The organism is Streptomyces sp. STAM6 (assembly GCF_054963715.1).
This window is the reverse complement of record NZ_JBUEFZ010000024.1, coordinates 81809-102331: the sequence shown is the minus strand read 5'-3', so window position 1 is coordinate 102331 and position 20523 is coordinate 81809. Positions and strand designations below refer to the sequence as shown.

The following is a 20523-nucleotide window of genomic DNA, read 5'->3' as shown; positions in this document are numbered from 1 at the left end:
GGTCGCCGAGGGCCCGGGTGTATACCGCGGTATACACCGCCGACGTCCCGGTCCGCTGCTCGCCCCAGACGCGCACGCTTCATTACGGCGTAATACTCGGGGCGGCCAGCACCGTCTCCGCCAGGCGGAAGAAGTCTGCGAAGTCGAGCTCGGCCTGGTGGGTGCGGGCCCATTCGTCGAGCCAGGCGCGTTCCTCGGCCGCCTCACGGTCGTGCCAGGTGTCGGGGTACTGCAGGGTGTGGGGCATGGGCGCTTCTCCGTTCAGGCGGGGCCTGTCGATCGTGGATCACGCTGCCGCAGAACCGGTTGGCCGTTGCCCCCGGTCGGTCACGCGGTGATGCGGAGGACGGGTATGAGGGCTGCCTCGGCGCGGCGGATGCAGTCCGCGGTGCCGCTGGAGTTGCCGCGGTGCGCGGCGACGAACAGGACCGGCCGGAGGTCGACCATCTTCTGGTTGCGGCGGTGGCCGGCCAGAGGGCAGTACTCCGCGCCGTTTCGCCGTCGGCGCCGGTGGCCGGGCCGGCAGTCGGGAGCGCAGGGCCCGTCCCAGTCGGCGGGGTGGGGGTCCTGGGGGACGCCGTGGGCGAAGGCCCAGTCGTCGCCGATGTCGTCGGCACCGTCAGGGCAGGCGCCGTGGGTGAGGTAGATGCCGGGGTAGCCGAGCTGGGTGGCGTCGTGCCACACGTTCATAAGGACTGTCTCGAGGAGTCGGCGGTCGGTCCACGTACGCGAGCCGGTGAGCCCGATCCGGGCGTAGTCGGCGAGGCTGCTCATGACGCCTCGAACAGGCGCCGGACCGTTGGCTCACCGCTGCGCTTGTAGCGGATCGCGGCTTGCCGGCTGGCTTCGACGGGGTCGGTGTCCGGGGGTTGTGCTGCTTCGAGTGCGGCGACCGCGTCGGCGAACGCGGCTTCGATTTCCCTGTTCGCAGGGTCTGCGAGGAACGCATCGAGCTCGGCCCGGGCCGCGGCGACGAGCGGGCTCTCCGGCGGGGCGGCGGGTTTGTGGGTGCGGGCCAGCTCGAGGACGCGCCGGTAGCCGGGTGAGGCGGTCTCCCGTGTGCGGACCGGGCCCGGCTCCGGCGCCGAGGTGGGCGGCTCGGGTTCGGCGGACCGCGGGTGGCCGCCGAGGTTGCCGAGCTGGACATTCAGGCGACGGACGGGGCCCTTGCCGCCGCCGGTGCGCAGCTGCTTGTTCAGGTGCTGGATGAGCATGCTGCCGAGGATGCGGAGGTCGGTGGCCACCGCCGGGGAGTCCGTCACCAGCCGCAGCGTCCCAGTGTCCGGGTCGAAAGCTGTGGGCCGGAGCTTGTCGGCGTACTGGGTGGGGCAGAGGGTCGACCACCGGTCGGTGATGCTGCCGCCCTTGAGCGCGGTGTCCCAGCCCTGCTCCCCGCCGAGGCGGTCGATGAGAGCGCCGAAGGCAACGGGGTCCCGGCCGCTGCTGCGGTCACGGACGCGGGTCTTGGCCCTGGGCCTGCTCTTGCCGGCCGGTGCGGTGGAGCGGTTGGCCTTGTAGGCGGCGAGGGCCTGCCGGGCGAGGTCCCGCCCGGAATGCTGCTGCGGCTGGTCAGACATAGCGGGCCTCCCGGTCCTTGGCGTGGGCGTCGCGGCGGATGGCGTAGGTGACGAGCTGCTCGCCGTACAGGTCGAGCGCGTCGTCGGGGTCGTCGTCGTAGTGGGCGGCGACCTCGGGCCAGATGCTCCAGTCGCGGCGGGCGAGGTACCGGTCGTGGTCGGTCCGCGGCGCCAGCTCGTCCGCGCCGGTGGAGGGGATGCCGAAAAGCCGGGCGAGGGAGTCCACGTCGTCCTCATCGGCCGTGGTCCACGTCTGGGCGGCGAGGAGTTCCTCGGCGGCGGCCTGGGCCTCGAGACGCTCGGCGTCCTGGGCGAGGGCTGCGCGGATGAAGTTCGCGGGCTGCTTCGGCCGCCAGCCCAGGCACATGCCTGCCAGTTCGTCGGCGATCTGCAGGGCGTCCAGGCCGCGGTCGATGAGCGGCCGCAGCGAGTACGCGAGGCGGCGAAGGCCCTCGGACTGGGTCCAGTTCACCAGGGGCCGGACCTGCCGGGCGATGCGGATGTCGCGGGCGACCTGCAGCGGGCTGCGGCGCGCAGCCGTCCCCTTGCCGCTGCTGCTGGTCTTCTGGCGGGGGATCGATGCGGTTTGCCGACCCGCCTGCGGGGTGTAGTTCCTACCACCCACCATCTTCAGCTTTCCCTCTTCCTCATCACAGGTAAGGGAAGGGGGCGCACACGGAGTTGAGCCCTCGTCGTCCACAGGCGGGTTGTCCACAGGAGTCCGGGCCTGGCCCCGCTGGTCGATGACGATCCGGGCGTCGTACCCGGTGCCGATGATTCGGTGGCCCATGGCGTGGTCGTAGGCGGCCGGGATGACCGCCGCGTACACCGTCGCGGTACCGGCGTAGCCGCCCAGGCCGAGGGCGCGGCGGATGTTGGCGCGGGTGCCGTGCTGCACCCAGGCGAGGGCGCCCAGCTCGCGCAGGGCGGCGATGTGCCGCTTGATGGTGGCCCGGTTGAGTCCGAGCCGGGCGACCATCTCGTCGAGGCAGTAGCGGGCGTGGCCGGTGTCGTAGTCCATGCGCGCGGCGAGGTCCTCGGCGACGCGGACGGTCGTCTGGTTGGCCTTCGGGTGGAGGCCGGCAGCGACGAGCCACTCGACGGAGCGGAGCCAGCGGCGCGGACCGGTGCGTCGGGAAGCGGTGTGAGCGACTTCCTGGGCGGCACCGCGTACCGGCTGGAAGGCGGTTTCACGGCACTCAATGCCGTCGACCGTGGGGGAAATAGGGGACGAAACGCCCGAAGGGTCGTGCGTGAGCTGACAAGCAGGCGTGCGGTGCTGCACTATGTACCCGACCTTCTTGTTAGAGAGGGACGCAAAAGGCCCCCGTTGGTGGGTCTGGTTCTGGGGAGAACCGTTAGATCGCTCGAACGCTCGGGCCCGGTCGCCAAACCGGATTCGAAGGTCGGGCCTTAGCTCGGTCGCCAAACCGAGCCGTAGGAAGTGGCCGCGCACGGTGCGCCAACACCAGCGGCCGGCGGTAGAGGATGAGCCCCCGCCAAGGGGCCCACGGACCTCCCGCCCAGGACGTTCTAGGTCACGAGACCTCCTCGAACAGGGCAACTTGCCGGCTCAGTGGCCGGTTAGACCAGATCACCTCGACACCCCGCGGTACGTCCGTACGCCCGCGGTGGTTCGTCGCCGCGCGGTGCACGGCGATCTCGAGGCGGTCCCACCCCCGGTACAGCACCTCGTAGAGCGGGGACGGGTAGCCGGAAAGCAGCACGGTTCCCTGTACCGCCTGCAAGGTTGTGGCGAGCTGCCGGTGGAACTCCTCGCCGTCAGCCTCGTGCGCGTAGTCGCGGCCGCACTGGCGCGTGCCGGACAGGTACGGGGGGTCCAGGTAGAACACCGCGTCGGCCGCGTCGTGCAGTCCGATCAGCTCGAGTGCATCCCGGTTGTCGACGACCACCGTGCGCAGCCGCTCGGCCAGCAGGTACAGCCGCTCGACGAGGTTCGTCGTCGCGGTGGCGTCGGTGTGGCGCGCCCTTATCCCGTTCGACCAGCCGGCCCGGCCGCCGGACCCGGCGGCGTTGTGGCCCTGAGTGGTCCGCACGAAGAACCGGCGGGCGCGCTCGAGGTCGGTGATGCCGTCCTCGTCCAGGTCCGCGGCCGCGAACTCGTCGCGGGCGTACGGCGTGAATCGCAGCGCCCGGGTCAGTGCTGCCTCCTCATCGCGCAGCACGCGAAAGAAGGTCGTCACGTTGCGGTCCAGGTCGTTGATGACTTCCACGGGGGAGCCCGGCTTCGCGAACAGCACCGCGGCGGAACCGGCGAATGGTTCCACATAGATGCGGTGCTGCGGAATGAGGTCGACGATCTGTCCGGCCAGTCGGCCCTTCGCTCCGTAGTACGGGAACGGCGGCCGCAGCCCGACGCGGGTCACCGGAGTGATGAGGTAGTGGTGACGGGGCCCTCGCTCGACGGCGGTGTGATGTTCACGCCGGAGTTGCGGGTCCCACTGTCTGTCAGCCCGGGTGGGCGGGTACGCTTCGCCATGTCGTCGCCTTTGTCGTTGAAGTGTGGCGGCCGGCCGTAGGAGTCGTAAGGGACTGCCTGCGGCACCGGCCTCGCGTCGATCCCGGTTACCAGCCGGGGGAGCGAGGCCGTTCTGCTTTTCTGCTTACGCCGTGGACCTGAGTGGTCGTCTGGCGCGAGGCTGAGCCTACCGCTTGAAGTCGCCACTTGTCCTCTCCCTCGTCTCTCCCGTGTCGTTTTGACGGGTTGTCATCTGATGGGCATGTCATCGGACATCCGTACGGGCCCGTGAGTGCTGGGGTGTTGTCCTACAGAAAGTCACAGCAAATAAGGTGATCTTGCTCGGTTGGGTCGGTTCCCTCAGGACGCGCATGGCAGCAGCACGCAGGGGTCCGGCCCGGGATGGGGTGCTGGGAGGTCGACGACGACGGCCCTGGTGTTCTGCTCCGTCTCGTCTTGCTGGTGGCGTCGTTTGGCGCGTCCTTCGCGGGCGGCGGTTCGGCAGTCGGGGTGTCGGCAGTGGTCGTGGTTGTAGTGGGTTTCGCCGTGGGGCCGCTGGTTGGCCCGGGCTTTCCTGCCGGCGGCGCGGGCGGCGGCGAGCTTCTGGGCGAAGGCGGGGTTGGTGCGGGCGTGGTTGCGGGGGACGTTGATGCTGATGCCGATGAGGGTGGCGGCGTCGCCGAGGCGGGTGCCGGCGGCGATGTGTGCGAGGTAGGCGGTTTGGAGGGCTTGGTCGAAGACGATCGGGCGTCCGCGGCCGCGCCAGGTGGTGGGGGTCATGGGTGTCCCCCGTCGTGCATGCCGGGTTGTTCGTCGTCGGCGGGGTGCCACAGCACACCCGGATCCAGGGTGGCGGGGCGGAGGGTGCTGGCGGAGCGGGCGGTCAGGGCTTGGAGTTGTTCGTAGGCGGTGAGGGCTGCGCGGAGGCGGTCGAGGCCGTCGGCGGTCCAGCGGGGGTCGGGCTGCAGGGCGAGTTTCGCGGCGCGGTATCCGGTGGTGAGCCCGGCCTGCCATATGGCTTGGACGGTGTCGGGGTCGGTGTCGGGCCACAGGAGTTGGGCGAGTTTGGCGGGTTGTCCGACGGTGTCGAGCATGGCGGCGGCGATGATGCCGGCGAGGTAGTCGCCGCTGGTCTGGGCGCGGTCGGCGAGCTGGGCGTCGACGTCCGCGGTGTCCGCGGTGTCGGGGGTGGTCATGCGGTGGCTCCGCAGGTGCGGCAGGCGAACCCGGCCGGCGGGTTGTCCATGCAGGCAGGGCAGGTGGGCGCCTTGAGGAGCTTGTCGAGGGGAACGCCGAACGCTTCCGCGAGGGCGACGAGCTGATCAACGGAGACGACTACCGGGATGGCGCCGGGGCGTGCGGATTTCTCGATACGGGAGACGGTGCTGGGCCCGATGGGATTGCCGCTTTCCTGGGTCGCCTGGGCGAGGGCGCGGGTTGACCAGCCGCGGTGGGCGCGGTGCGCGGCGATGTTGGCGGCGACGATCCGGGAGATGGGGAGGTCGTTGGGGGTGCGGGCGGTTTTCATGCTGCGGGCTCCAGGGCGGGTGTGGGGATCAGGGCGGGGACGGTGCGGGTGGGCAGGAGGCGCAGGCTGCGGCGGAGGGGCCGGGGTGCGGTCTTGCGGCGGGCGGGGTGGTGGCCGGTGCGGGGCCGGGGGCGGGGGGTGAGGAGGTCGAGGGGCTGGTCGGGTGCGATGCGGCGCTGGCGGGAGCCGTCGCTGTTGGGGGCGGCGGCGATGGGCCACAGGCCGTCCCACACGATGCGGGTGCCGGGGGGGAGGAGCTGGTGGCGCAGGGCGGTGAGGATGAGGTCGTCGCGGGAGGCGGTTTCTTTGTCGAGGCCGAGGAGGGTGCACAGGGAGGCGCGGTGCCAGTTGGCGGTGCGGCGGTCGACGGTGGCGTGCCGGTCGCGGGTGAGGGTGCGCAGGATCTGCTGGGCGCGTGCGGCGACTCGGTCTTCGTACAGCTCGGTTGCGAGGGCTTGGAGGACGGCTTGTTTCTGGGGGGTGCCGGCTTCGGTACGGGCCGGGGCGGGGAGGGTGTCGGGGGTGTGGGCGGTGCGGCGGGCGATGAGCGCGCGGTGGCGTTCCAGGGCCCGCTGCCCGCCCAAAATGCCTTCGGGTTCGGCGAGGCGGACGGTGACCCGGCCCTGCTCGTCGGTCTCCGTCAGCTCCGTGTTGGCGTAGGCGGCGCACAGGGCCTGGACGGGGCACCGTCCGCATACGGCGATCGCGGCCTTTTCCCGGGCGTGACGCTCGGTTTGGGGTTCGGGGCCGTCGCCGGTCCACGGGCCCCACGCGTCGACTGTCAGGTCGAGGTTGCCGGCGGCTTGGGTGGGGTGGTCGGGGTCGGGGGCGCAGCCCTTGTACCGGTAGTGGGGGTGTTCGGTCAGGGCGCGGTAGGCGAGGGTCGCCGCGGTCATAGTCCTGCTCGTGTTCATGGGTGGCCCCCTTCCGGGTTGCGGGTGCGGGTGAGCTCGGTGTCGATGAGGTGCTCGGCCGCCGCGACCACTTCCGCCTCGGCGGCCAGGTCGCGGAGCCTGTCTGCGAGGGCGGTGTTGTCGCGGTGCTGGACGCGGGAGGTGAGCCGGGCGGTGGCCTGGGCGGCGCGCAGGGCACGGCGTGCGGCGGCGAGACGGTGGGCGGATATGGCGGCGGCCGCCGTGGTGAGCACCAGGGCGGCCGCGAGATACAGGGTGTGCACGGTGCTCACCTCCACACGGTGAGGCGGGGTGGGGGTCATGGATGCCGGCCCGGCCGGGCGGGCGACGGGGTGGGGGTGTCGTAGAAGTCCTCGTAGAGGGTGTAGGTGTCGGCGACCATCGCTTCTGCGGTGCGTACGGCCCGCTCCTGGGCGGTCTGGTTCAGGCGCCGCTGGGTGCTGCGGGCGACGGTGTAGACGGCGGAGGCGGACATGATGAGGGTGAAGAGGTACAGCGCGATGTCGCCCATAGCGGGGGCCTCCCTTGGGTGGTGGTGGACGGCCCCGCGGAAGATGGGGCTATGCGGCGAGGGCCTTTTGTTCGGCGCGGTGGCGTGCCCGGGCGGAACTGCACGGGTCACAGACAGGGATTCCGGTCTGATAGTGGAAGCGGGGACCGTTGGGGGTCCCGCAGTGGCCGGTCCAGTCAGGGAACGCAGATGGGTCGTCGATGGTGTCGTCGTCCCATGCCCCCACCGGCGCCCAACGGTGCTCCGTAGCGATGGCTCGGGATTTCGCGTACCAGCGCACCGCGACGCCGTGCGCGCGGGGATCGGCTCGCCATAGCTCGTCGTACAGGGCGTTGACAGCGCGGAGGGTTTCCACCCGGACCATGTTGCTGACGATCGTCCGGCCGAAGTTTGCCCGTTCCATGCCCAGGCGCCGGGCGAGTTCCTTTTGCGGCCAGCCCGCGGCCACAAGGGCCTGCAGGCGGCGCCGGGTGCCTGCGCCGTTGACCGGCACGACCGGCCCCATGTTCTCCAGGGTCGGTTCTACCGAGAGCAGTGCCCGAGCTACCTGGGGTCGCATCCGTTTCGTGGGGGCCAGGTTCCGTGGCCGGTCTCCGTACAGCAGCTTGGAGACGGTTCCGGTGGCGACGCCAGCAAGCTTTGCCGCGCGGATCCAGCCGATGCCGAACTCGCCCAGCATCCTGACGTGGGCCCGGACGGGCTCCGCGTCAACGAAGGGCTGCCATGTTCCGTACGCTATTGCCCGACGCCGGTCGGTCTCGTACTGGCTGTTGGCGTGGCAGCACGGATAGCAGCGGCAGCGATCCAGGTGGTACTTCGCGGTGGTGCCGTGGCGCCTGCCGGAGTGGCTCATGCTGATACCTCCGTCCTGCTGTAGCGGGAGAACGCCTGATCCAGAGCCTTCTTGGTGACGCCGAGGCGGGCTGCGGCCTGCTCGCGCGTGTACTGCTGCCTGGTGATCAGCTCTGTGGCGTCTTCCACCAGCGCGAGACCCTTGGGGACGGATGCGCCTGTGTCTGGCCGGGCCGCCGGGTCGTCGATGGTGTCGTCGTCCCACGCGCCCACTGGCGCCCAGCCGCAGTGGGCGGCGTGGTTGCGGGCCCTGCTGAAGGCCCGGTTGTCGACGCCGTGCTCGGACGGGTCGAGCCGCCACATCTGGTCGTACAACGCCCGGACGGCCCGGGCGGTACGGACGGTCACCCGCTGCTGCTGCAGCAGCGCGCTGAAGTTCGTGTCGGTCCAGCCCAGTGCGGCGGCCAGGTGGTGCTGCGGCCACCCGGCTGCCACCAGTGCCTGCAGACGGCGGTGCGTGCCGGTGGCGTCGATGGCTGTTGCCGCGCCCAGCAGGTCGAGCGACGGCTGGATCGCCAGCACGGCAGCTGCAAGCTGAGGTCGGACCCTCTTCTGCGGTCCTATCCCCTGCTCGGGCCGCCCGGTCAGGATCAGCTGAAGGCGTTTGCGGTCGGTGCCGGCTTCCTGGGCGATGCGCCGCAGACCGATCTTGCAGGCCTGCAGATTCTGCAGGTGCTGCCGTACCGGTTCGGCGTCGACGAACGACTGCCACGTGCCGTAAGCGATGGCCCGCTCCCGCGCCTGGTCGTACTGGGAGACCGCGAACCTGCACGGATAACAGCGGCACCCGTCCAGCTTGGCCCGGGCGTACCCGTGACTCCGCCGCGAAGCCCCCGTCATCAGGCGGCGCTCCTCTCGTTGCCGCCCTGGGCGGCGGTTCCTTCCTGTGTGCCGCCCTCGGTGGCAGCCTTGCGCGTTCCGCCGACGCGGGCGATCAGCCCGCCGAGGGTGGTCTGCTCTCCGGTGTCGGGGGCGAACAGGGCCGCACCGAGGAGGCCGCGCTGGGACAGTTCCCCGCGGTACAGGGCGAGGAGCTGCTCGTATGTCGTGTCGGGCTTCATGACCCGGTCGACGTAGTCCTGCACGGTGGGCATCGGGGTGCCCTCGCTGAGCCACTTGACGATCTTGTGGCCGGTTTCGGTGTTGGGCAGTTCGATCCGCTCACCAGAGGCGAAGAGTCCCGGGTAGGAGCATTTCGACACGGTCATGGTGTGTTCCATGTCGAGGTCGCCGACGAAGTCGAACTCGTACTCGGCGTCGGCCCGCTGGTCCGGCTTGAGGCCGACCTTCTTTGGCTCCACACCGCCGTTCTTGTTGGTCACCAGCTCGTAGGCGGTCTTGACCCGCAGCGTCATGATGACGTGCCCGGGGTAGGCCATGACCGCGTCCCACATCTCGTGCTCGACGGGCTTGACGGACTTCCAGCCCGAGGTGAACGCGTTACGGGACTGGGAGGCGCTTGTCGTTCGGTCGACCTGCTCCAGGACACCGCCCCGCCCGGACCAGTAGTGCGTGCCCGAGTCGATGATCATTACGTCGATGCCGCGCCGCGCGCCCACCGCCAGGGCGCGTACCAGGGTCTGCGGACGGAAGTCCGGCATCCGCAGGTGCTTGAAGGGGAAGAGGCTCGCGTAGTGGCTGGCCCGGCCGCGCTCGGTGTCGCAGACTCCGATGGTCGTGCCCATGCCGGTAGCCATGGCCAGGGCGGTGTACGTCTTTCCGGCGTTGGCCGGGCCGGTCAGCGCGATGAAGGCGTTGGTCGCGGGACGCGTGGCGTCCTCGAAGTCCAGCCCGTCATCCTGATTTTGGGTGTGCGAGGTCGGACCGCCCGCGTTCGCGGCGGCCTGCGTGGCGGGTGCCATGAGGTCTCTCCTATGGGGTTGTCACGCGGTGGCGGGCGGGGTGGTTGTCGGCGTCCAGCCCCGCACCGCCGGCCCGCGGGGTTACTTCAGCTTCAGCGCCTTGCGCTGCGCCTCGGGCAGCCCGAAGCCGAACGGCCGGCCGGCCGGGGCCTGCACGGCGGGCAGGAGGCCGTACTTGTGCATCAGCCAGCCGAGGACGACGTGGGAGGAACGCATGTCCCAGCCCCACTCCTCCCGGTGGTCCGGCCCGCACAGCAGGTCCGCCTGCCGCTTGAGGTCCTCGTCGGGCCGGACGTTGAGGTTGACCATGCCGGTCTGCGGGGGCAGTCCCTTGACCCAGTTCCCGCCGCGGCCCGGCTGCACCGGCTCGAAGTCGCCGGCGATGAATGCCGTCAGGGCTTCGTTGGCGTCGTCGGCCAGGCGTCGGCCGGCGGCGCGTTCCTTGATGGCCGTGCGGATGGTGTCGGGCATGCGCAGGGGCATGTTGGCGGGCAGGTTTTCCGTGGCGATGGGGTCGGTCCGGCGGAGCTTGCCCCAGCCGTTCGGGGCGAGGACTTCGTCGACCGCTTCGGCGAGGCGGGTGTGTCCGTCGGTACGGAGCTGGGTGGCAGCCTCGGTCAGGCGGGTTCGGAGCGAGCTGTCCTTGCGGGGCACGGGGCGGTGTCCTCTCGGGGAGCGCCGCTCGTTCCTGGGTCGGTTCGGCGGGCGCGTGCGGGCGTTGGCCACGCCAGTCTCCTCCTTCGTGTGATGCGTACGCAATTGGGTGTGTCCGCCGGTGGTGGTCCGGTGGGGGGTAGTGAGAACACCATACCCCCGTTCATATTGCGCACGCAATACATCTTGGCTAGTGTGGGAGACACACCACGAACCAGCGGGGGCACCCATGACGAACAAGCACCTCAAGCGCCAGGCACTCCGCAACCGCATCCGCGAGCAGCGCGCCACCCGACGAGCCCGCAAAGCCGTCGCCACCACCACCCCCCAGACCGCCCGCACCCACCTCGTCGCCGCCGGCATCGACAACACCACCGCCAAGCGTTACGCCCCCGCCTTCTCCCGCGGCGCAGCAGCCACGACAACCGCCAACACCACCGTCAAGCTGAAGGGACGCACCCGCAAAACCGTGGCCGTAAAGCTCTACGACCAGGCAGCCTTCGCCACGCGCCTTGCCACCTACCGCCCCAAGGACCCGACCGCCGCCCACTGCTTCGAGCGGGCAGCCCACGCACTCGCCGCATAGGAGCCCCATGACGACCGCCCCGACGCTCACCGACGTCGTGCAAATCCTCAGCCGTAGTCACCGGCCGGTTACCTGCAACGAGTACGGACGCCCCATCGCCGCCGGATTCACCGTCACCAACGGGCCTGACGGGAAAGCGAGGATCTCGCACACCACCGTGCAACCCGACCTGCTCGACCCCGACCGCCCCAGCAACGACGAGCTGGCCGCCGCCCGGCACCGCATGGTCAACGCCTACGCCAAGACCCTGCAGAACGCGGGGTACACAGTCACTCGCCGAGGCCCTCGGTCCCGCAAGCTGTACCTGCTGGTCAGCCGCTGACCCGGTAACGACGAAGGCCACCGCCCCTGCCGGGTGGTGGCCTTTGATCAGTCACACGAGTCGCGCACGCGCAGCGTAGCCGCCCAACCCGCGACACCACAAGACCCGCACTAGGAAGCGGACACTGGACCCATGGCCCGACACCCCGCCACCCAGCCCACCCTCGTCGACGACCCCATAACCGGCTACCGCCACCGCTACTGCCGACGCTGCCACCGTGAACTCACCAGCCCCGAATCACGCCTCGCCGGGTATGGGCCGGACTGCGACCCGAACCGCCGGCCAGCACCGGCCGCCCCGCACGAGGTGGAGCAGGATCCGCTACCCGGCACCTGACGGCGGCTCCGCCAGCGGCACCGCGTCCACCGCCCGGCGCAGCTGCTCCATCGTCGTCGGCAGCGGAGACCACCCATACGCCCCCGCCATCACCGCATTCAGCGCCACAATCCCCCGCGTATACGCGTTCCGCAGCCCCCCAGCCTGGATCGTGATCCCCGCCGGGCCCCGCTTCGACGGATGCAGCGTCACCCACAAAGCCGACCGGCCGCCCTCCACCGGCAGCGCCCCCACCACCTGCTCACGGACCTCAAGCCAGCGGCGCAGCGCGACCCGCGACCCCTCCCGCAGCGGATACCACTCCACCTCCGGCGCCGGCGGAAGCTCCCGGATCGCCGCAAGGACCCGCTGCCGGGTCGCCTCCGACACCTGATCCAGCCGCCCCAGTAGCACCTCGGTCACGCGGCCCGGGTGTACCTGGGCCAGTGCCGCGATCTCCTCCACCCGGTTCGGCGGCGCCTTCTGCTGCCTGCGCCGGATCCCCACCGCAGCCTCCCCCACGGCCACATCGCTCATCCGCAGCGCCGCGAGCTCCCCCGACCTGGCCCCCGAATCCAGCACGACCGCCACCATCGCCAAGACCCGGGCCCGGTCCTGCGCCGACAGCCCCAGCCCACCACCCTCCAAAGGCCCCTGCGCCGCCAGGTCCGCCAGCCCCCGGAACAATGCCGCGCGTGACCGGTCGTCCACCGTGTCCTTCAGCTCCGGCTGCTCCAGCACAGGCAGCGCCACCCGACGCCCGGGCACCACCACCCGGGCCAGCATCGCCAGGCAGTCCCGCACGATCCGCAGCGACGCCAGCGGCAACGGCCTCCCGACATCCTGCACCCGCCAGCGCAGCTCACCCGCCGCCACCAGATCCCAGAACGGACGCAGCGCCGCCCACGTGAACAACTGCGCAGCAGTCCTCACAGCCCGGGCCGGCATCTCCTCCCGCCCAACTGCGCGGTCGAACATGCCGACCAGCGCCCACAGCTGGTCCGCCCGCTGCCGAGACACCCGCACCGGCACCCCGCCCGCGCCCGGTACCGGCTCCCGTGCCTCCCACCGCGCCTTGTCCCTGGGGGCGATACGCTCCACCACCGCCGCGAGCTGCCGCACCGAGGAAGCGCTGTACTGACGGCCGCTCACCTGCGCCTCAGCCTCTCCACCAGCGACGACAGCAGCACACGGTCACCCATGTCCGTAATCCCCCAGGATGTCAGGGCCGCGTCCACGCTCACGTCCGCAGAAGCCGGCACCCGACGGTCATCAAGCCCGTAGGCGATCGTGAACAACTCCACCTCACTGACCCCCAGTACCGGGGCCAGCCGCTTCAGCGTCACAGGCCCGGGCACAGCCCCGCCGTTCAGTAGCCGCGACATCACCGACTCCGACACACCCGCAGCCTCAGCCAGCCGCGCCGAGCTCCCACGGGTCCCCTGCACGTCGAATCCCGCCGACCGCGCCGCAGCACGCAGCCACACCACGAACTCGCCGCCACCCTGGGCCGTACTCACAGGACGACTCCGCATAGGTTTGTCACGGGCTACTCCTCACGGTGGTGAAGCGGTCGACGAGGTGGTCGTAGACCTTCACCGCGGCTGCGGCGTGCTTGGCTTTCAGCGCTTCGTCGTCGCGCTGGCGAATGTAGCGCAGGGTCGTCTGGACGTGGGCGTGGTCGGCGAACTGGCGGATGTCCTCCAGGGGGACGCCTTCGTCGTGCATGTGGGTCAGCTTGGAGGCGCGCAGCACATGTGGGGTGAGGTCCCGGCCGGGCAGTACGCCGGCCTGTCGTCCAAGCCGGGTCAGCAGGTAGTCGATGGCGTGGCGGTCCATGGGCCGGTCCTGGTCGTCCAGCAGTAGCGGCCCCGTGGTGCGGCTGGCGATGGCGACGTCCAGGAGCTCGCACAGGCGCGGCGGGAGGGTGAATACCCGTCCTTTGCCGCCCTTGCGGCGCAGGTCCAGCTTTCGCTGCCCGCCTTCCTGCTGCAGGTTGTGCAGGCTTGCGGTGCAGCACTCGGAGACCCGGCCGGCGAGCGTGTAGATGAGGACGGGCACGACGGCTTCGCGGGGCGTGGCGGCCGCCTCCACGACAGCCTGGAACTCGGGCACTTCCAGGACGGGGGTGGCGGTGGTGTGGTCGTTGGGGTCGACCTTGGGCTTGTCGAATTTGGTGACCGGGTTGCGCAGGTCGCGGTCGGGGTTGGCCCAGGCGGTGAAGTTGAACAGGGAGGACAGCGAGTCCATGCGCCGTTTGATGGTGCGCGGTGCGCTGCGGCGGTCTTCTTCACGTTCTCGGTAGGCACGTACGGCGAACGGGGTGACGTCTTCCAGGGCGAACTGGGCAAGCCCTTCCTCGTGTTGGAGAAAGACGGCCCAGTGGCGGATGTCGTCGGCGTAGTCCCGTTTCGCGCCCGCGGAGGTGATCAGGGTGGACGACAGCCACGACACGATGTGCCGGAACGTCTCCGGGGTGCACAGCTCGGCGAGGAGCTCAAGGCGCCACCGGCGCGGTCCGAGACGGCGGGTGCGGGGGTCGCGCGGCGCGACCTGGCCGAGGACGTCTCGCAGGTGAAGGAGCTGCTGCTCCACGGAGCGGTCGACCGTGTTGCCCGCTCTGGGCTCAAGGCCGGTGCTCACGTCTGGTCACTCAGGTGCCGGCCGGTGCGGCTCGTCGTCTTCGCCATGATCCGAGTCTAAATGCTCGCGCTTAAGTCCTGGTTATGCGTATCCCCCAGAACGATCCTAAGCGCGAGCTCTCACCGGGCCGAGGACGCCGGGCCGAGGACGTCGCGCCGCGCTTATCCTGCCGCACGGCTCGGACAGTCAGGCGGGGCGGCTCTGCGTTGCGGGCCGTTCGGGAAGTTCCGCTCCAGGTTGTCCCGAGAACCAGGCCCACAGTTGGCGCGTGACGGCTGACCGGTCCCCGCCGGCGCTCTGTGCCGCCTCGTCGAAAGCTTCCACTTCCTCGTCCGGGACTCCGCGGATGACTCGCTGCTTGTACTTGTGCTGGTTCGCCATGCCGGAATCTTCTCAGGTGGCTTGCCACCCGTCAAAGGGGTGTGCCATATTAGAGGTGGCAAGCCACCCGTGAGCAGGGGAGAAAGCAATGACCATCACCTCCACTACCCCCAGCAAGGTCCAGGCCGAAGCGCTGCGCAACCTGCACGCCGGTCAAACCGTCGGCTTCTACCGGTCAACCCGCACCCGCGACACCCTCAACCGCATGGGGCTGATCCGCTGGGAGCACGGCCACGGGTGGGTCATCACCGACGCCGGCCTGGTCGCCATCGGCATCGAGGCGGACATCGAGGAGGAGGCCGTTCAACACCGCTACGTGGTCCTGAATATCGGCTACGTCTTCGCCGTCCGCGACACCGTGACCGACCTGGACGTCGCCACGAGCACCAGCAAGGACAAGGCCGACATCAAGGCTATGGTCCTCAATGACGGCTGCCCCTACTGCGGCGCCCAGGTCAGCTCGACCACCTACATCGCGGACGAGCATCACGAGAGGTGCCCGCGCCGCGACCCGTACTTCTAGTCCGCCATCAGTCCCGGCCCCGCCTCCGTGCGGGGCTTCGGTATCTCAGCAGCTCGTCAGATCGAGAAGGTCTTCCCGGACCCGGTCTCTAGCATTCGGTGTGTCCCAGATCACACGCGTGCTCAGACTGTTCTGATGCGTGGCCAACGTGTGCTCATACGTAGGCATCCTTGCCCATGTAAGGGCTGCTGCTGGGCGCTGGCTCCTACCATCGCACCACAGGTAGTGGTACGGACACCGGAGTTGGCAGTCAGGGCACGTAAACTGACCAGCACGCAAAAGGAGCCCTGCTACCCCGACACCGGTTCCTAGGCCTCGGTCGGGAGGGCTCCCTGCGCGGTGATCCGACACGCTATGAAACGGAAGGAAACACCGGATGCAGAGTAACAAGGACAGCGGTTGCGTGGACAGCCGACCTGCCCGCGCAGGCCGCTACCTGCGGAAATGGCTGCCAAAGCGTGGACACCGTGTCCACGTCGACCTGATGCGCGGCGTCGCATACGGCCTGGGCAGCGGCGCCGTCAGCCTCCTCGTCCTCTGGGTCGAAAACCACTTCTGACGGCACAAAGATCCACGGACCGGCCCGTCACCCCCATGGTGGCGGGCCTCGTCTACTACAAGGAGAACGTCCTGCTGAAGGCACGGTGAGACCGGGATGCCGTCGGCCCCCGCTGCCCCTGGTACCGGGAGCCGAGGCTGGGCGATCCGTACGGCGCCGCTGCCGGCGACGACAAGGCGAACAGGCACAGCTGCCCGACCCTCATGCCTGGCCACAGCTTGATTGGAAGCGTCGCGACGTTCGACAGCTCCAGCGTGACGTGCCCGGAGAACCCCGGGTCGATGAACCCCGCCGTCGCATGCGTCACCAGGCCCAGCCGGCCGAGGCTCGACTTGCCCTCCAGGCGGGAGGCCAGATCGTCCGCCAGCGTCACCCGCTCCAGGGTCGAGGCCAGCACGAACTCTCCTGGGTGCAGCACGAATGCCTCGCCCTCGGGCACCTCCACCAGCCGCGTCATGTCGGACTGATCCTCCGCAGGATCGATGCACGCGTACTTGTGGTTCTCGAACACCCGGAAGAACCGGTCCAGACGCACGTCGACACTGGCCGGCTGAACCATGTCCGGATCCCACGGCGACAGAGCCAGTCGACCCGTGGAGACGGCGGCGCGTATGTCGGTATCGGAGAGCAGCACGAGGCAAACGTAAGTCGCCTAGTTCTTGTTGCTGCCCCCGCTGCTTGGTCAGGGAGCACGGACCCGCAGGGGAACACGGTGAGGGTGGGGGCGGAGCGATCCAGCGTGAGCAAGATCAACTTATTTAGTGTGAATTCCTGTAGGACAAGAGCGTTGGGTGGACGCAAAGAAGGGGCCTGCCGCCCGCCCGGAGGCGAGAGGCAGGCCCATGGCTACGCAGCATCCGGAGGATCCCCCGGCGTCTGGTCCTCGGCAGGCGGTTCTGGAGGAGGCTCCTGCCAGCCGAGTTCGACCTGGGTGTCCAGGTCCGCAGAGCCGGGATCCAGACGGCGAGTTGCCCGGCGCTCGGCAGGAACGTCACCCATTCGCACTCCAGTTCTCACATGTCGATGTGCTCGAGGTACGGCCTGGCGCGCGCCGGGATCGGCCGGGCCGCAGGAGGTTCCAGCCCTGACCTGCGGATATACCCGACGAGGCTGTGCCGGTCAGAGACGAGCCAGCTGATGGCCACGCCCTGACCGGTGATCTGCTCCTGCTGGGTGGCGGCGTCCCGCTCGAGCTTGCCGATGCGATCGTTCAGGCTGTCCCGGATGAGGGTGAAATCGTCGCGGCGTTCCTGCTTCGGAGTGCGCCGGGCGGCGCGTGCCGCCCACACTCCGCAGAGGCCGGTCGCTACCGAAACGCCGATCGATGCCCAGGTCTCAGCACTCATAGGGGGGTTCCGCCTTCTTGCAGCGGGGCGGCTCGGGCCACCCCGCGACCACTAGCACGGGGACGGTGATGACCGCCCAGACGGCTGCCGCGACCCAGCCGCGGGGGTAGTCGCCGAGGAGCCAGGTGATGAGGTAGGAACTCATCCATGGCACGACGATGAGCGGCAGCAGGAGGAACGCCGCGGCGTCACGGCCTGGCGGGGCCCACGCGCAGACGACGGCTACGAGGCCGGCGACGATCCATGCCCATCCCCACCCTTCGAGCGGCATGACCTTCAGGAGGATGTGGAGGCCGCGCTGGTCAGGCTGTGGCGTGGTGATCTGCGCGAATCCGTAGAGGATCCAGACGAGGCCGTAGCAGGAGAGGATGGCGCCGCGGCGGCCGAGCTGTCGTCTCAGCCGCCGCAGCCGCTTGCATCGCACCTACACCCCAGACAGGGTGCGGCTGCCGGAAGGCGAGACCTGGCCGCGGGTGATGAGACCGAGGACCGCGAGGACGACCGCGTTGAGGGCGCCTACGGTTTCGGCGGAGACCTCAAGGCCGTAGGCGGCGAGCAGCGCGACACCGGCGGCGACGAGACCGGTGAACGCGCTGGGCGCGATCGGCCTGGTCACCGCAGCGGTGGCCGCAGCGAAGACCGCGGACACGACGGCGACGATGGCGCCGGCCTGCTCGGCGGACAAGCCGAAATTGAACGACACGATCAGCGACAGACACGCGCTGACCGCGGCGATGACGAGGGCCGGTTCACGGCCGAAGATCTTCATGGGGTTCTCGTTTCTCCGAGGGTTACTTCTCGGCTTCTTCCTCGGCCCGGGAGGCCTTGGCTGCGCTGAGGTGGCCGACGAAATTCGCGTATAGCGACATCGAGGCCACCCAAAGGACGCTCTCCGACCACCACAGGAGAGTGGGGACGATCATCAGTGCCCACACGCCGGCGAGGCTGTAGTGGGCGACGGCTGCCCGCTTGGCGCTCACAGCGCCCAGGTTGCGAGCCGGAGCCCCGCCCAGGTGAGGGTGATGTCCTGGTCGGACCCGTTCTCGACCTCGAACGTCAGGGCCCGGTCGGCGGGGACGCGCCCGGTGACGGAGACGCTGTCCAGGCGGACCCCGGCCTTGAGCTCGCTCGCCGGTTCGCCAGAGGTGCCGCCGGTGAACTCCTGCACCATCCGGGCGACCACGCCGTCGGGGAGAGCCCCGCTGAATGCCAGGCTGGCGGTGCCGGTGTAGTGGTTGCCGGACAGGATGACCTTGCCGAACGGGGCGTGATCGTCGGCCCCGTCCTGGTACTCGGCGTCCCAGAACACCTTGGTCCGCGTACCGGCCTTAATCGGGACGGGCTTGGTGCAGGCGAGCGACGTGTAGTCCATGGAGTCCTCCGCAGGGGCGGGCGTGGGCTGAGGGTCGGTGCTCGGGTCGGTCCCCTGGCCGGAGGCGCGGGCGACGATGGCGGGGAAGACGACCTGGTGGAACTGACGGACGCGGGCGTCGCCGGGGCAAGCGGTACCGGAGACGGCCCATGCGGAGTGGAGCCGGTGGTAGCCGAAGCCGGGATCGGACGCGGTGCGGCAGACCTGCAGCGGGATGCCGTGCTTCTGGTGCAGCCACACCCCCAGCCGGATCAGGGACTCGACCTGCGCATCTGTCCACGGGTCGGTGTGCTGGAGGTTGGACGCCGTCTCGATGGACACGGCGCCGGTTCCGTCGGGGCGCCGGTTCGCCTGGTAGTTGGCGTCAGCGCGAGTCTCGGTCCCGATGTACTGGGCGAGGTCGCCCTCGAAGCCGAGCCCGAAATGACTGTCCAAGTTGGTGCTGTCGCGCCAGTACTCGTACATGCGGCGCGCGGTCCAGGGGGCGGCGATGCTGTGGAGGATGAACTGTGTTGGCCGGATCGCGGGCTGGCTGTCGGATTCGGGCTGCAGTTCCATTTTGGTGGCGAACGGGCACCAGGCCATGGGGGCTCCAGGCGTGAGTGGCCCCGGTTGGCGGGGCGGTGGGTGGTGGTGCGGCTCAGCCCACGGCGGGTGCGGAGTCGACGGTGACGGAGGCGGCCGGTACCCAGTAGCCGGTGAGGCCGCCAGCGGTGATCTGGAAGCACGGCCTGCCGTTGACGATCGCCCGGCGGTCGCAGGGAGCGTTCGACGGGCTCACGAAGCTCACCGTCTTCACGCTGGTAACGGTGCCGTCAGGGGCGACCTTGAACGCCTGAACGGGCACGCTGCCGCCGGGGAAGGTGACTGTGCGCGTCGGCCGGTAGGCAGCGGTCAGATGCGTCCCGCGCAGGAACGACTTGGCCCAGTTCTCGCCCACCCACCAGCCGGCATAGGCCCCGGCCGAGATCAGGTAGTAGACCCCTCGGCCCTGGATCCGGCGCCGCATCGACGCCGGGGCGGCCGTGTCCTGCGTGAACGACACGGTCCTCGACTCCAGCAGCGCGTCCGCCTTCGACGACACCCACGCGCCTGAGGCTGCGGTGTCGAACCGGCACAGCACGTGGCTGCCTGCTTCGAACGCGACCGTGCCGGACACGCCCGGCGCGGGGAAGTCGTCGACGAGCCGGTCCACGCACTCGGCAAAGTCCGGGGATCCGGTCTGCCAGTGCATCTGGAGCAGCAGGTTGATGTGGTGCTGGTGGTAGGTCGGGGCGGGGATCCGGTGCGTCTGGCAGTAGTACGAGTGCCAGCGCGCGTTCCGCAGAAGAGGGAAATACTGGGCGAGCGTCGTGGCGCACGCGTCGTACAGGTCCGCCGCCGCCTGGCTTCCGGTCGCGCAGTAGTAGTCGTACGCCCCGAACATGGCGAAAACCATGCCGTTGTAGGTGTAGTCCCCAGCCCCAGGCTGTGCGCCGGGGTACTCCTGGATCCACAGGTAGCCGGCGCCGTCGACATTGACGCACCAGGGGTAGCCGTCGTCCAGCACCTGCAGCGACGCAAGAGCTCCGTCGGCAGCGGCCATGTAGCGGGCGCGGTCCTCGGCGCACACCTCGTCCAGACCGGCGAGCTGCACGAACAGACTGATGGCCTCGCCCTGGGCCATGCCGGAGTACCAGGGTGCGGTGTAGTCGACGCCGGAGTGGACAGAGTGCGCGAAGTCGAAACCGTAGGGGAACCACCAGGCTCCGCGGGCCTCGACGTGCCGGTCGATGAGCCGGTCCGCCTGCGCCTTGGCCCTGGTCAGGAACAGGGCTCGGCGGGCCGGGTCGGTCTCGGTGCGGTAGCTGGTGATGCAGCCCAGCCCGAATTGGGCCTGCCCGACAGGGTGGTCGTAGCCGGCCGTGCCGCCGTCGGGGTAGTACAGGTACTCACCTGCGGTGTTCAGCCGGTAGGCGCCCGTGGATGGGGAGACGTTCTCCCATGCGACGGGCCTGTCACGCCAGGGCCGCATGTGGTCGGGCAGATCGGTGACGAGCCGGTAACCGGCGCGGATCATAAGGTCTCCGGACATGAAAAACGCCCCGACGGTCCGGGGC

Annotated in this window: 30 protein-coding genes; 5 read left to right on the top strand and 25 right to left on the bottom strand. The window is 69.8% G+C overall.

What is annotated here, in order from left to right; all coding sequences use genetic code 11:
• Nucleotides 1-82: 82 nt before the first annotated feature.
• The 15 genes from ACY34K_RS24790 to ACY34K_RS24720 all read right to left on the bottom strand — a co-directional run bounded on the left by ACY34K_RS24790 (nucleotide 83) and on the right by ACY34K_RS24720 (nucleotide 10377).
• Nucleotides 83-247 carry a hypothetical protein gene (locus ACY34K_RS24790; protein WP_462750795.1) on the bottom strand — a complete coding sequence of 55 codons (165 nt, stop codon included), beginning with the start codon at nucleotides 245-247 and terminating at the stop codon, nucleotides 83-85.
• Between the two features lie 80 nt (nucleotides 248-327).
• Nucleotides 328-774, bottom strand: coding sequence for a DUF2493 domain-containing protein (locus tag ACY34K_RS24785; protein WP_462750793.1), 447 nt, complete (start codon nucleotides 772-774; stop codon nucleotides 328-330).
• Complete coding sequence (locus ACY34K_RS24780; protein ID WP_462750791.1) at nucleotides 771-1577, bottom strand: DciA family protein; 807 nt, start codon at nucleotides 1575-1577, stop codon at nucleotides 771-773. Before ACY34K_RS24780 ends, ACY34K_RS24785 begins: the two co-directional genes overlap by 4 nt.
• Nucleotides 1570-2862, bottom strand: coding sequence for a hypothetical protein (locus ACY34K_RS24775; RefSeq protein WP_462750789.1), 1293 nt, complete (start codon nucleotides 2860-2862; stop codon nucleotides 1570-1572). Before ACY34K_RS24775 ends, ACY34K_RS24780 begins: the two co-directional genes overlap by 8 nt.
• A 253-nt stretch (nucleotides 2863-3115) precedes the next feature.
• Entirely contained in the window at nucleotides 3116-3964 is an 849-nt protein-coding gene (locus ACY34K_RS24770) for a DNA adenine methylase (protein ID WP_462750787.1), read from the bottom strand.
• Between the two features lie 452 nt (nucleotides 3965-4416).
• Nucleotides 4417-4836: a hypothetical protein gene (locus ACY34K_RS24765; protein ID WP_462750785.1), complete on the bottom strand. Its 420-nt coding sequence runs from the start codon at nucleotides 4834-4836 to the stop codon at nucleotides 4417-4419.
• The gene (locus ACY34K_RS24760; protein WP_462750783.1) at nucleotides 4833-5252 is read right to left on the bottom strand and encodes a hypothetical protein; all 420 of its coding nucleotides are present in this window, start codon (nucleotides 5250-5252) and stop codon (nucleotides 4833-4835) included. Before ACY34K_RS24760 ends, ACY34K_RS24765 begins: the two co-directional genes overlap by 4 nt.
• On the bottom strand, nucleotides 5249-5584 hold the full coding sequence (locus ACY34K_RS24755; RefSeq protein ID WP_462750781.1) for a helix-turn-helix domain-containing protein: 336 nt from the start codon (nucleotides 5582-5584) through the stop codon (nucleotides 5249-5251). Before ACY34K_RS24755 ends, ACY34K_RS24760 begins: the two co-directional genes overlap by 4 nt.
• A complete protein-coding gene (locus tag ACY34K_RS24750; protein ID WP_462750779.1) occupies nucleotides 5581-6480 on the bottom strand; it encodes a WhiB family transcriptional regulator in 900 nt (299 codons plus the stop codon). The genes ACY34K_RS24755 and ACY34K_RS24750 overlap by 4 nt, the downstream gene beginning before the upstream one ends.
• A gap of 14 nt (nucleotides 6481-6494) precedes the next feature.
• Nucleotides 6495-6770 (bottom strand): hypothetical protein, encoded by a 276-nt coding sequence (locus tag ACY34K_RS24745; RefSeq protein WP_462750777.1) that lies wholly within the window; start codon nucleotides 6768-6770, stop codon nucleotides 6495-6497.
• A 26-nt stretch (nucleotides 6771-6796) separates the two neighbouring features.
• Nucleotides 6797-7009 carry a hypothetical protein gene (locus tag ACY34K_RS24740; RefSeq protein WP_462750775.1) on the bottom strand — a complete coding sequence of 71 codons (213 nt, stop codon included), beginning with the start codon at nucleotides 7007-7009 and terminating at the stop codon, nucleotides 6797-6799.
• A gap of 49 nt (nucleotides 7010-7058) precedes the next feature.
• Nucleotides 7059-7862 carry a hypothetical protein gene (locus ACY34K_RS24735; RefSeq protein WP_462750774.1) on the bottom strand — a complete coding sequence of 268 codons (804 nt, stop codon included), beginning with the start codon at nucleotides 7860-7862 and terminating at the stop codon, nucleotides 7059-7061.
• Complete coding sequence (locus ACY34K_RS24730; RefSeq protein WP_462750772.1) at nucleotides 7859-8701, bottom strand: hypothetical protein; 843 nt, start codon at nucleotides 8699-8701, stop codon at nucleotides 7859-7861. The genes ACY34K_RS24735 and ACY34K_RS24730 overlap by 4 nt, the downstream gene beginning before the upstream one ends.
• Nucleotides 8701-9723: an AAA family ATPase gene (locus ACY34K_RS24725; RefSeq protein ID WP_462750770.1), complete on the bottom strand. Its 1023-nt coding sequence runs from the start codon at nucleotides 9721-9723 to the stop codon at nucleotides 8701-8703. Before ACY34K_RS24725 ends, ACY34K_RS24730 begins: the two co-directional genes overlap by 1 nt.
• A gap of 81 nt (nucleotides 9724-9804) precedes the next feature.
• Complete coding sequence (locus ACY34K_RS24720) at nucleotides 9805-10377, bottom strand: hypothetical protein (protein ID WP_462750768.1); 573 nt, start codon at nucleotides 10375-10377, stop codon at nucleotides 9805-9807.
• A 229-nt stretch (nucleotides 10378-10606) separates the two neighbouring features.
• Here ACY34K_RS24720 and ACY34K_RS24715 point away from each other — a divergent pair, with 229 nt between their 5' ends.
• The 3 genes from ACY34K_RS24715 to ACY34K_RS24705 all read left to right on the top strand — a co-directional run bounded on the left by ACY34K_RS24715 (nucleotide 10607) and on the right by ACY34K_RS24705 (nucleotide 11621).
• Nucleotides 10607-10963: a hypothetical protein gene (locus tag ACY34K_RS24715; protein WP_462750766.1), complete on the top strand. Its 357-nt coding sequence runs from the start codon at nucleotides 10607-10609 to the stop codon at nucleotides 10961-10963.
• Nucleotides 10964-10970: 7 nt separating this feature from the next.
• Complete coding sequence (locus ACY34K_RS24710) at nucleotides 10971-11285, top strand: hypothetical protein (protein ID WP_462750765.1); 315 nt, start codon at nucleotides 10971-10973, stop codon at nucleotides 11283-11285.
• Between the two features lie 132 nt (nucleotides 11286-11417).
• A complete protein-coding gene (locus ACY34K_RS24705; RefSeq protein WP_462750763.1) occupies nucleotides 11418-11621 on the top strand; it encodes a DUF6011 domain-containing protein in 204 nt (67 codons plus the stop codon).
• Here ACY34K_RS24705 and ACY34K_RS24700 read toward each other — a convergent pair.
• From ACY34K_RS24700 to ACY34K_RS24690, 3 genes are read right to left on the bottom strand one after another with little or no spacing between them, the layout of a single operon-like run.
• Nucleotides 11607-12752 carry a helix-turn-helix domain-containing protein gene (locus ACY34K_RS24700; RefSeq protein ID WP_462750761.1) on the bottom strand — a complete coding sequence of 382 codons (1146 nt, stop codon included), beginning with the start codon at nucleotides 12750-12752 and terminating at the stop codon, nucleotides 11607-11609. The two genes, ACY34K_RS24705 and ACY34K_RS24700, sit on opposite strands and share 15 nt — an antisense overlap.
• The gene (locus ACY34K_RS24695) at nucleotides 12749-13120 is read right to left on the bottom strand and encodes a helix-turn-helix domain-containing protein (protein ID WP_462750759.1); all 372 of its coding nucleotides are present in this window, start codon (nucleotides 13118-13120) and stop codon (nucleotides 12749-12751) included. Before ACY34K_RS24695 ends, ACY34K_RS24700 begins: the two co-directional genes overlap by 4 nt.
• 22 nt (nucleotides 13121-13142) lie before the next feature.
• A complete protein-coding gene (locus tag ACY34K_RS24690) occupies nucleotides 13143-14243 on the bottom strand; it encodes a tyrosine-type recombinase/integrase (RefSeq protein ID WP_462750757.1) in 1101 nt (366 codons plus the stop codon).
• Nucleotides 14244-14712: 469 nt separating this feature from the next.
• Between ACY34K_RS24690 and ACY34K_RS24685 the strand changes: the two genes are divergently transcribed.
• Both ACY34K_RS24685 and ACY34K_RS24680 read left to right on the top strand, forming a co-directional pair.
• A complete protein-coding gene (locus ACY34K_RS24685; RefSeq protein ID WP_462750755.1) occupies nucleotides 14713-15147 on the top strand; it encodes a hypothetical protein in 435 nt (144 codons plus the stop codon).
• Nucleotides 15148-15523: 376 nt separating this feature from the next.
• Nucleotides 15524-15706: a hypothetical protein gene (locus tag ACY34K_RS24680; RefSeq protein ID WP_462750753.1), complete on the top strand. Its 183-nt coding sequence runs from the start codon at nucleotides 15524-15526 to the stop codon at nucleotides 15704-15706.
• A gap of 55 nt (nucleotides 15707-15761) precedes the next feature.
• Here the strand turns inward: ACY34K_RS24680 and dcd are convergent, their stop codons facing one another.
• The 7 genes from dcd to ACY34K_RS24645 form a co-directional block, all read right to left on the bottom strand.
• Entirely contained in the window at nucleotides 15762-16340 is a 579-nt protein-coding gene (gene dcd, locus ACY34K_RS24675; protein ID WP_462750751.1) for a dCTP deaminase, read from the bottom strand.
• A 379-nt stretch (nucleotides 16341-16719) separates the two neighbouring features.
• Nucleotides 16720-17052, bottom strand: a complete 333-nt coding sequence (locus ACY34K_RS24670) for a hypothetical protein (protein ID WP_462750749.1) — start codon at nucleotides 17050-17052, stop codon at nucleotides 16720-16722.
• Nucleotides 17042-17476 (bottom strand): hypothetical protein, encoded by a 435-nt coding sequence (locus ACY34K_RS24665; protein ID WP_462750747.1) that lies wholly within the window; start codon nucleotides 17474-17476, stop codon nucleotides 17042-17044. Before ACY34K_RS24665 ends, ACY34K_RS24670 begins: the two co-directional genes overlap by 11 nt.
• A complete protein-coding gene (locus tag ACY34K_RS24660; protein ID WP_462750745.1) occupies nucleotides 17477-17821 on the bottom strand; it encodes a hypothetical protein in 345 nt (114 codons plus the stop codon).
• Between the two features lie 22 nt (nucleotides 17822-17843).
• Nucleotides 17844-18032, bottom strand: a complete 189-nt coding sequence (locus ACY34K_RS24655) for a hypothetical protein (RefSeq protein ID WP_462750743.1) — start codon at nucleotides 18030-18032, stop codon at nucleotides 17844-17846.
• On the bottom strand, nucleotides 18029-19009 hold the full coding sequence (locus ACY34K_RS24650) for a peptidoglycan recognition protein family protein (protein WP_462750741.1): 981 nt from the start codon (nucleotides 19007-19009) through the stop codon (nucleotides 18029-18031). The genes ACY34K_RS24655 and ACY34K_RS24650 overlap by 4 nt, the downstream gene beginning before the upstream one ends.
• 55 nt (nucleotides 19010-19064) lie before the next feature.
• Entirely contained in the window at nucleotides 19065-20498 is a 1434-nt protein-coding gene (locus ACY34K_RS24645; protein ID WP_462750739.1) for a D-glucuronyl C5-epimerase family protein, read from the bottom strand.
• Nucleotides 20499-20523: the final 25 nt, after the last annotated feature.